We start from the raw sequence: 9080 nt of genomic DNA, 5'->3' as shown, positions 1-9080 counted from the left end.
CGCACTCGACGCCCGCCGGACCCGCCCGCCGCGCGCCGCCGGAGCGCCACCGCGCCCGGCCCCGGTAGGGTGGGCGCGTCCGCCCCGTCGAACCGACGGCGGGACGGCGGCCGGCCGGTCGCCCCAGGGGTCCCGGCCCGCGCGCCTGTAGCTCAGTGGATAGAGCACCGCTCTCCTAAAGCGGGTGTCGGCAGTTCGAATCTGCCCAGGCGCACGACGGACGTCCCCGCGCGCCGACAGTGGCCCGTGGTCGTCCGCCGAGGCGCCCCGCCGTGACAAGGCGGGGACGCCCCACGACGCGCCCGCAGCACCGGCGCCCGCCGCCCCCGGCACCCGCCCCGGGCCCGCGGGCGGCGTCCGCGGCGACGCGTCGCGCGCACCCGGCGTCCGCGCCGGACCCGCGCGGCGACGGCACCACGCCCGCGTGCCCTCGCCGCGGCACGCAGGCACGAAGGAGACGAAGTGGCACGAACCGGCCAGCGCCGACCCGCCCGCGGGGGCAGCAGCACCGCCCCCGGCGGCCAGCGCCGCCGCACCGCCCGCCCGAGCGAGCAGGGGCTGATCCCGGTGCTCGCCGGGGTGGTCCGCGAGATCGAGGGCGCCGTGCAGCGCCCGCCGGTCCGGCCGGCCGTCCGGACCAAGTTCCAGGTCGTGGCGCTGCTGGTGCGCGAGGAGCGCGCCCGGGCGATGGCCGACACCGAGCTGTCCCAGGCCAAGCGCACGGAGCTGATGAAGCGGCTCGACGGCGTGGCCACCCAGCTCGCGCGCATCGCCGCGCGGGACACGACGCTGCTGGCGCTGCTGGCCGACGACGCCAAGGTGTCCGACGCGGCCCGGGCGTACAAGGCGACCGTGCAGCGCGCGGCCGGCATGGACGTCCCGGAGGAGCCGGAGCCCGAGGAGGCGCCCGCCCCCGTGGCCCCCGCGCCGGGCGCCGACCGGCAGGTCGTCCCGCAGTCGGTGCTCTCCCGCCGGCTGGCCAACCCGTTCCTGGCCCCCGACTTTGAGGCCGCCGCCGAGCGGGTCGCCGCCAAGCCCCGCCGGCTGGCGGGCTGGGAGCTGCTCGAGCCGCTGTTCCGGTCGTTCGAGCAGTCCGGCGACGGCGTCGCCGCCTGCATGCCGCTGCCCGAGCCGGCGCACATCCCGACCCCGCCCGGTCGCGAGCTCATGCCGCACCAGGCGCAGGTCGTCACCGCGGCCGCCGAGGGCCACCGCACGTTCCTGCTCGCCGACGAGCCCGGCCTCGGCAAGACCGCCCAGGCGCTGCTCGCCGCCCGCACCGCCGGCGCGTACCCGCTGCTGGTCGTCGTCCCCAACGTCGTGAAGACGAACTGGGCGCACGAGGTCGGGCTGTGGACGCCCGAGCGGCGCGCCACCGTCGTGCACGGCGACGGCGAGCGGGTCGACGGGTTCGCGGACGTCGTGATCGTCAACTACGAGATCCTCGACCGGCACGTCGGCTGGCTGGGGGAGCACGGCTTCCGCGGGATGGTCGTCGACGAGGCGCACTTCATCAAGAACAAGCGCTCGCAGCGCTCGCAGCACGTGCTGTCGATCGCCGAGAAGATCCGGGAGCGCGCGGCCCGCCCGCTGCTGATGGCGCTGACCGGCACGCCGCTGATCAACGACATCGAGGACTTCCGGGCGATCTGGCAGTACCTCGGCTGGATCGACGACGAGAAGCCCGTGGGTCGGCTGATGACCGCGCTGGACGCCATCGGGCTCACGCCGGCGGACCGCGGGTTCTCCGTCGCCGCGCGGCAGTGCGTCATCGACATGGGCATCGTCCGCCGCCGCAAGGCCGACGTCGTCGCCGACATCCCCGCGCGCCGGGTGGCCGACCTGCTGGTGGAGCTCGACGGCGCGGCCGGCCGGTCGATCCGCGAGGCCGAGGCCGCGCTCGTCGAGCGGCTGCTGCAGCGGTACCGCAGCGCCGTGGAGGCGCGGGAGACCGGCCTGGTCCTGGGGACCGACCACGAGATCGCCCGGCGCGTCGCCGCCGCGGAGCTCAAGGACTCCAGCGGCAAGGCCAAGGGCGAGAACGTGTTCTCGATGGTCCGCCGGATCGGGCAGGCCAAGGCCGCGCCGGCCGCCGACTACGCCGCCCAGCTGGCCCGCAACGTCGGCAAGGTGGTGTTCTTCGCGAAGCACGTCGACGTGATGGACCACGCCGAGCAGTCGTTCGCCGAGCGGGGCATCAAGTTCGCCTCGATCCGCGGCGACCAGACCACCCGGCAGCGCGACAAGAACGTCACGGCGTTCGTCGAGGACCCCGAGGTGCAGATCGTCGTCTGCTCGCTCACCGCCGCCGGCGTGGGGCTGAACCTGCAGGTCGCGTCGAACCTCGTGCTCGCCGAGCTGTCCTGGACCGACGCCGAGCAGACCCAGGCGATCGACCGCATCCACCGCATCGGGCAGTCCGAGCCGGTCACCGCGTGGCGGGTCATCGCCGCGCAGACCGTCGACTCCCGGATCGCCGAGCTCATCGACAGCAAGTCCGGCCTCGCGGCGCGGGCGCTGGACGGTGCCGACGTGGAGGACGGCGCGGCCGCCGACGTGCAGCTCGAGGCGCTGGTCGGCCTGCTGACCGACGCGCTGGCCGCGCAGGGCGGGGCCACGGCGGCCTGACGCCCGTGCAGGCTCCCGGAGTGGAGGGTCCTGCCCGACACGCCCGGGGTGTGTCGGGCAGGACGCTCCACCCGGGCACCGGGACCGGGTGATCCTGACCAGGTCTGTTGTTTCCGCACGGACGGCGGTGTTACCGTCCCGCCTGGCTTGTCACTGCTCTTGCAGGCAACACCACCGCCGAGGCCAAAGAGGGCCCCGGTAGAGCAGGTCTGCAACGAAGGTGTACAGCGTGAAGGTGCGGCGCATCCTCAACAACAACGTCGTGTCCGCGGTCGACGCCGCCGGGCGCGACGTGATCGTGGTCGGGAAGGCCATCGGCTTCCAGGGCAGGCCCGGCGACACGATCGACGAGAAGCGCGTGGAGTCGGTGTTCCGGATCCGCGACGACGCCGCGGGCAACCACCTCGCGTCGATCGTCGGCACCGTGCCGCCGGAGATCCTCCAGGTGACGGCCGACATCGTCACCGTGGCACGCCGATCGCTGGGCCGTGAGTTCGGGGACGGCATCTTCGCGTCCCTGGCGGACCACCTCGTCTACGCCGTGCAGCGCGTCCGGGAGGGCATCTCCCTCGCGAACCCGCTGGCCGTCGAGGTGCGGACGATCCACCGCGAGGAGTACCTCTTCGCGCGGTCGGCCGTGATGATCCTCAACAAGCACCTCGGGGTGACCTTCGGGGACGACGAGGCCGTCAACATCGCGCTGCACTTCGTGAACGCGACGGTCGGCGGCTCGTCCGAGAAGACCGCCCGGCTCATGGAGTTCATGCGCGACGTCCTCGGCGTCGTGCGCGAGGAGCTGGACATCGCGGACGACGACGAGCGGCACGCCTACCTCCGGTTCGCGACCCACCTGCGCTTCCTCGCGCAGCGGGTCGTCGACGGCGAGGTCGAGGACGGCGGGGACCCCGCGCTGCACGCGTTCCTCGTGGAGCAGCAGCCCCGGGCCTTCGCGGTCGTCGACGAGGTCGCGGCCGTCGTCGAGGAGCGCCACGGACACGTCATGACGCTGCAGGAGCGGACCTACCTCGGTCTGCACCTGTCGAACCTGCTCTGACACCCCCTCCCACCCCGCGGCGCCGCTCCGGCGACCCGTGGGGACAGCTCAGGAGAGCCCTGTGACATACGAGAAGGACGCTGCCGCGATCGTCGCGGCGGTCGGCGGCGAGGACAACATCACCTCGCTCTACCACTGCGTCACCCGCCTGCGGTTCGGTCTGGTCGACCGGTCCCGCGTCGACGAGGACGCCGTGCGCGCCGTCCCCGCGGTGCAGGCGATCAACCAGAGCGGCGAGCAGTTCCAGGTCATCATCGGCAACGACGTGCCGAAGGTGTTCGCGGCCGTCCAGGAGACCCACCCGGGCCTCGTGGCGAAGGTGAACGACCCGAACGCGGACGACGCGGTCGACGCCGGCGCCCCCGCGGCGTCGGGCGGCTCGATCCGCGACCGGTTCTTCGGCTTCCTGTCGAAGACCTTCCCGCCGCTGCTGCCCGCCATCGCCGGCGCCGGTCTCATCAAGGGCCTCCTGGCGCTCGCCGTGTGGCTCGGCTGGATGTCGACCGAGACGCAGACCTACCAGCTGCTCTACTCGCTCGGCGACGCGTTCTTCTACTTCCTGCCGGTGATGATCGCGATCTCCGCGGCGCGCACGTTCAAGACGAACGTGTTCGTCGCCGCGGCGCTGTCGGCGGCGCTGGTCTACCCGAACCTGGTGACCCTGCTGTCCGCGGGCGACCCGGTGGCGTTCCTCGGCGTGCCGGTCACCGCGACCACCTACTCGTACACGGTCATCCCGTCGCTGCTGGCGGTGTGGGCGCTGTCCTGGGTCGAGCGCGGGCTCAAGAAGGTGCTCCCGCAGGCGCTGCACCTCAGCGTCGTCCCGCTGGTGAGCATGGTCGTCGTCGGCCCGATCACCCTGGTGGCCCTCGGCCCGCTCGGCGCGATCATCGGCGAGCAGATCTCCGGCGGCCTGAACTGGCTGCTCACCCACGGCGGCGTGTTCTCGGGCATCCTGCTCGGCGGCCTGATGTCGCTCATCATCATGACCGGCATGCACGCGGCCCTGGTGCCGTTCATCCTCGGCAACCTGGCCTCGCTCGGCCACGACCCGTTCCTGCCGTTGACCTACGTCCAGGTGTTCTCCGTCGCCGGCGCGCTGTTCGGCGTCGCGCTGCGCGCCCGGTCCCGCCAGGTCCGCGCGACCTCGCTGTCGACCGGCTTCACCGCCCTCATGGGCGTCACCGAGCCGGGCCTGTTCGGTCTGCTGCTCCCGATGCGCCGGGTGTTCCTGGCCTCGATGATCGGCGGCGCCGCGGGTGGCGCGATCTCGCTCGGCTTCGGCGCCCAGGCGTACGCGCTCGTCGGCAACTCCGGCCTCCCGGGCCTGCCCGGCCTCGCGGGGCAGACGTTCGGCTGGTCCGTCGCGGCGCTGGCCGTGGCGTTCGTCGGCGCGTTCGTGGCCGTGCTGGTCATCGGGTTCGACGAGTCGCCGCTGACCCGGGGCGCTGCGGCGGCCGGGTCCACGGGCGTGGCCGACGCTGCGACCGCGGACGACCGGGCCGCCGGTGCGGCCGCTGCCCTCGACGGCGGCCCCGTGGTCGCCTCGCCGGTCGCCGGCACCGTCGTCCCGCTGTCCGAGGTCGGCGACGGCGCGTTCGCGAGCGGCGCGATGGGCAAGGGCGTCGGCGTGCTGCCGACGGACGGCGAGGTCGTCGCCCCCGTGTCCGGCACCGTCGTGACGGTGTTCCCGACCAAGCACGTCGTGGGCCTGCGGTCCGACGACGGCGTCGAGGTGCTGGTGCACGTCGGCGTCGACACGGTGAACCTCGGCGGGAAGGGCTTCACGGCCCACGTCGCCGACGGCGACCGCGTGTCCGTCGGCGACCGCCTGCTGACCGTCGACCTGCCCGCCGTGGCGGCCACCCACGACACGACCACGGTCGTCGTCGTCACCAACGCGACCGCGTACGCGGGCGTCGAGCCGATCGCCGCGGGCACCGTCCGCGCGGGGGCCGGCCTGCTCGCCGTCGAGACCCTCGAGCACGCCCTGGAGACCGCCCGATGAGCTTCCCTGACGACTTCCTCTGGGGCACCGCGTTCGCCGCCAACCAGGTCGAGGGCGGCTTCGACGCCGACGGCAAGGGCCTCTCCACCGCCGACGTCGTGCCGTTCCGCTCCCCGGAGGCGCGGAACTACACCGCGCTCGAGGCGCTCATGCGCGCCTCGGACGAGGAGATCGCCGTCGCCCGGACGGTCGAGGGCGGGGCCGGCTACCCGAAGCGCTACGGGGTCGACTTCTACCACCGGTACCGCGAGGACATCGACCTGTTCGCCGAGCTCGGGATCAAGGCCCTGCGCCTGTCGATCGCCTGGACGCGGATCTTCCCGACCGGCGACGACGCGGAGCCGAACCGGGCGGGCCTGGATTACTACAGGGACCTGCTGACGTGCCTGCGGGACCACGGCATCGAGCCGGTCGTCACCCTGTCGCACTACGAGATGCCGCTGGCGCTCGTGGCCGACGGCCGCGGCGGCTGGTCCGAGCGGGGCGTGATCGACCTCTACACCCGGTACGTCGAGACCGTCGTGCGCGAGCTGCACCCGCTCGTCACCTACTGGCTGACGTTCAACGAGATCAACACGACCCTGCTGGAGCCGTACACCGGCGGCGGCGTGGTCACCCGAGAGGGCGAGCACACCGAGGCCAAGGCCTGGCAGGCGCTGCACCACCAGTACGTCGCGAGCGCCCGGGCCGTGCGGATCATCAAGGACGTCGACCCGTCGGCGCAGGTCGGCTGCATGCTCGCCCGGATGCTGCACTACCCGGCGACCAGCGCCCCGGCCGACGTGCTGGAGGCCCTGGAGGCGAACGACCTCAACCTCATGCACACCGACGTCCAGGTCCGCGGCGCGTACCCGACGTTCGTGCCGCGGCTGCTGGCGCGCAAGGGGATCACGATCGCGGTGGCGGAGGGCGACGCGGAGGAGCTGGCCGCGGGCACGGTCGACTTCCTGTCGTTCAGCTACTACATGTCGCTGGTGTCGGCGGCCGACCCGTCGAAGTACGGCATCACCGGCGGCAACATCTTCTCCAGCATCCGCAACCCGCACCTGGAGGTCACCGACTGGGGCGTGCACCACGACCCGGTCGGCCTGCGGATCGCGCTGCGCGACCTGTGGGACCGGTACCAGGTGCCGCTGTTCGTCGTGGAGAACGGGCTGGGCGCCAAGGACGAGGTCGGGCCGGACGGGCGGGTGGAGGACCCGTACCGGATCCACTACCTCAAGACGCACATCCAGCAGATCGGCGAGGCCATCGAGGACGGCGTCGAGGTGCTCGGGTACACCGCGTGGGGCGGCCTCGACATCATCGCGGCGTCGACGTCGCAGATGTCCAAGCGGTACGGCCTGATCCACGTGGACCAGGACGACGAGGGCAACGGGACGCTGGCCCGCACGCCGAAGGCGTCGTTCGACTGGTACCAGGAGGTCATCCGGACCAACGGGGCGTCGCTGCGCGACTGACGCGGCGCCCGCGCAGGAGCCCCCGGCCGTGGTCGACCCGGCCGGGGGCTCCTCGCGCGTCGGGGGCCGCGTCGCGCGTCAGTACGACAGGCTCGGCGCCACCAGGCGGTAGGTGACGGCGAACCACGCCACGACGCCGAGTGCGACCAGCACCAGCACGCCGCCTGCGACCCGCCACCCGCCGGCGCGCCGCCGCACGTCGCCGACCACCCGCACGGTCGCCGGCACCAGCCCCAGGATCCCGACGCCCTGCAGCACCTGCAGCACCCGGAGGCCGCCCTCCGGCAGGTCGACCAGCCCCATGATCGTCGTGATCGCGACCGCCCAGCCGGCGACGGCGAGCACGGCGCTCGCCGCCGCGACGCGGGTCAGCACCCGGGCCGTGCGCCCGGCGGCGTCGCGCGGGGCCCGGTGCCGGACGCGGCGGACCAGCGCGGTCACGGGCCCGGCGAGCGCGGCCACCAGCAGCACGGCGACCGCCGCGCCGAGCGCCGGCAGCGCCACGCCCGTCGCCGGGCTCGCCGGCAGCAGCGTGAACGCCGAGTCGTAGCCGATCGCCGTGACCCGGCCGTCCTCGGCGCGCGCCGCGATCGTCCGCTGGCCGCCGACCTCCTGCCACACCCACGGCTCGACCTCCTCGTACAGCACGGGCCGGCGGGTCAGCGGGCCCGGCGTGATCAGCACCCGGCCGTCGTCCTGCGCGGTGACCTCCGTGACGGCGAGCAGCTCGGTGGCGTGCAGGAACGTGCTGCGCATCGCGCGGGAGTCGGTGTACGCGCCGGCGAGGAGCGCGGCGTGCGCGCGGGCGGTGTCGGCGTCGGGGGCGGCGGTGGCGGCCGGGGTGTCGGCGCCGGCCGGGGTGTCGTCGGTCGCCGGGAAGTAGCGGTCCGCGAAGCCCTGCATCAGCTGCTCGCGCAGCTCCAGGGTGTCGAGCGCCCCCGCGCCGGACCCGTTCACCGTGACGAACACGCCGGTCCGCTCGTCCGGGTACAGCTGCAGGTGCGAGTGGAACGCGTTCGTGTCACCGCCGTGGCCGACGACTCGGTGCCCGTTCCGGTCCTCCTGGAAGAACCCGAGCCCCATCCGCGGCCCGCCGGCCAGCGTGCCCAGCTCGTCCTCGCCGAGCGCGGGCTGCTGCATGAGCGCGAGCGCGTCGGCGTCCAGCACCGGCGTGCCGGTCACGGGCTCCCCGAGCAGCGCGAGCATGAACCGCGCCATGTCGGCGGCCGACGCGGACAGCGCGCCGGCGGGCGCGACGCCGACGACCTCGACGCCCGTCGACGGCCCGGAGGCGGTGCCGTACCCGAGCGCCTGCCGGTCGCGCAGGTCGGCCGGCACCGGCTGCTCGAACGTCGCCGTCGTCATCCCCGCCGGCTCCAGGACGTGCTCGCGGACGTACTGCTCGAACGGCTCGCCGCTCACGCGCTCGACCACGTACCCGGCCAGCGCGTTGCCGTAGTTCGAGTACGCCGGGACCGTGCCGGGCCGGTACACCTGCTCGGGCGGGTCGGTGGCCAGGGCGGCGCGCAGGTCGACCGGCGTCCCCTCGGGGCCGATCAGCCCGCGGATCCGCTCCTCGAACCCGGCGGTGTGCGTGAGCAGGTGGCGCAGCGTGATCGGGTCGTCGAACGCCCGCGGCACGTCGATGTCGACGTACTCCGCCACGTCGGTGTCCAGGTCGACGTCGCCGGACTCGACCAGCTGCATGACGGCGGTCGCCGTGACGAGCTTCGACACCGAGCCCGGGCGGAACAGCGTGCGGTCGGGGTCGACGGGGACGGCCTCGCCGGACTCGGTCCCGGTGTCGGCCCAGCCGTAGCCGCGGGTCGTGAGGACCTCGCCGTCGTGCACCACCGCGACGGCCGCGCCGGGGATGTCGGTGCGCTCGAGCGCGGCGGGGAGGAAGCCGTCGAGCCAGGTGTCGACGTCG

The 9080-nt window shown here is 73.9% G+C and carries 5 protein-coding genes and 1 tRNA gene; 5 read left to right on the top strand and 1 reads right to left on the bottom strand.

Going from position 1 to position 9080, the window contains the following annotated elements; translation table 11 throughout:
- Positions 1-141 precede the first annotated feature (141 nt).
- The 5 genes from G6556_RS14575 (at position 142) to G6556_RS14555 (ending at position 7150) form a co-directional block, all read left to right on the top strand.
- A tRNA-Arg gene (locus tag G6556_RS14575) sits at positions 142-214 on the top strand.
- Positions 215-567: 353 nt separating this feature from the next.
- Complete coding sequence (locus G6556_RS14570; protein ID WP_346774921.1) at positions 568-2628, top strand: DEAD/DEAH box helicase; 2061 nt, start codon at positions 568-570, stop codon at positions 2626-2628.
- A 229-nt stretch (positions 2629-2857) separates the two neighbouring features.
- Positions 2858-3682, top strand: a complete 825-nt coding sequence (locus tag G6556_RS20265; RefSeq protein WP_166942849.1) for a PRD domain-containing protein — start codon at positions 2858-2860, stop codon at positions 3680-3682.
- 61 nt (positions 3683-3743) lie between these two features.
- Positions 3744-5690, top strand: coding sequence for a beta-glucoside-specific PTS transporter subunit IIABC (locus G6556_RS14560; protein ID WP_166942847.1), 1947 nt, complete (start codon positions 3744-3746; stop codon positions 5688-5690).
- Positions 5687-7150: a family 1 glycosylhydrolase gene (locus G6556_RS14555; RefSeq protein ID WP_166942845.1), complete on the top strand. Its 1464-nt coding sequence runs from the start codon at positions 5687-5689 to the stop codon at positions 7148-7150. Before G6556_RS14560 ends, G6556_RS14555 begins: the two co-directional genes overlap by 4 nt.
- A 78-nt stretch (positions 7151-7228) precedes the next feature.
- Here G6556_RS14555 and G6556_RS14550 read toward each other — a convergent pair.
- The coding region (locus G6556_RS14550) for a serine hydrolase domain-containing protein (protein WP_166942842.1) at positions 7229-9080 on the bottom strand (1852 nt) is incomplete at its 5' end.

Source organism: Cellulomonas sp. IC4_254 (assembly GCF_011603975.1).
Lineage (GTDB): Bacteria > Actinomycetota > Actinomycetes > Actinomycetales > Cellulomonadaceae > Cellulomonas.
The sequence above is the reverse complement of the archived record's forward strand: the minus strand, read 5'-3'. Positions and strand labels throughout refer to the sequence as shown.

Coding starts and splice junctions, on each gene's coding strand:
- G6556_RS14555 (WP_166942845.1), top strand. CDS start 5,687: ATGAGCTTCCCTGACGACTTCCTCTGGGGCACCGCGTTCGCCGCCAAC.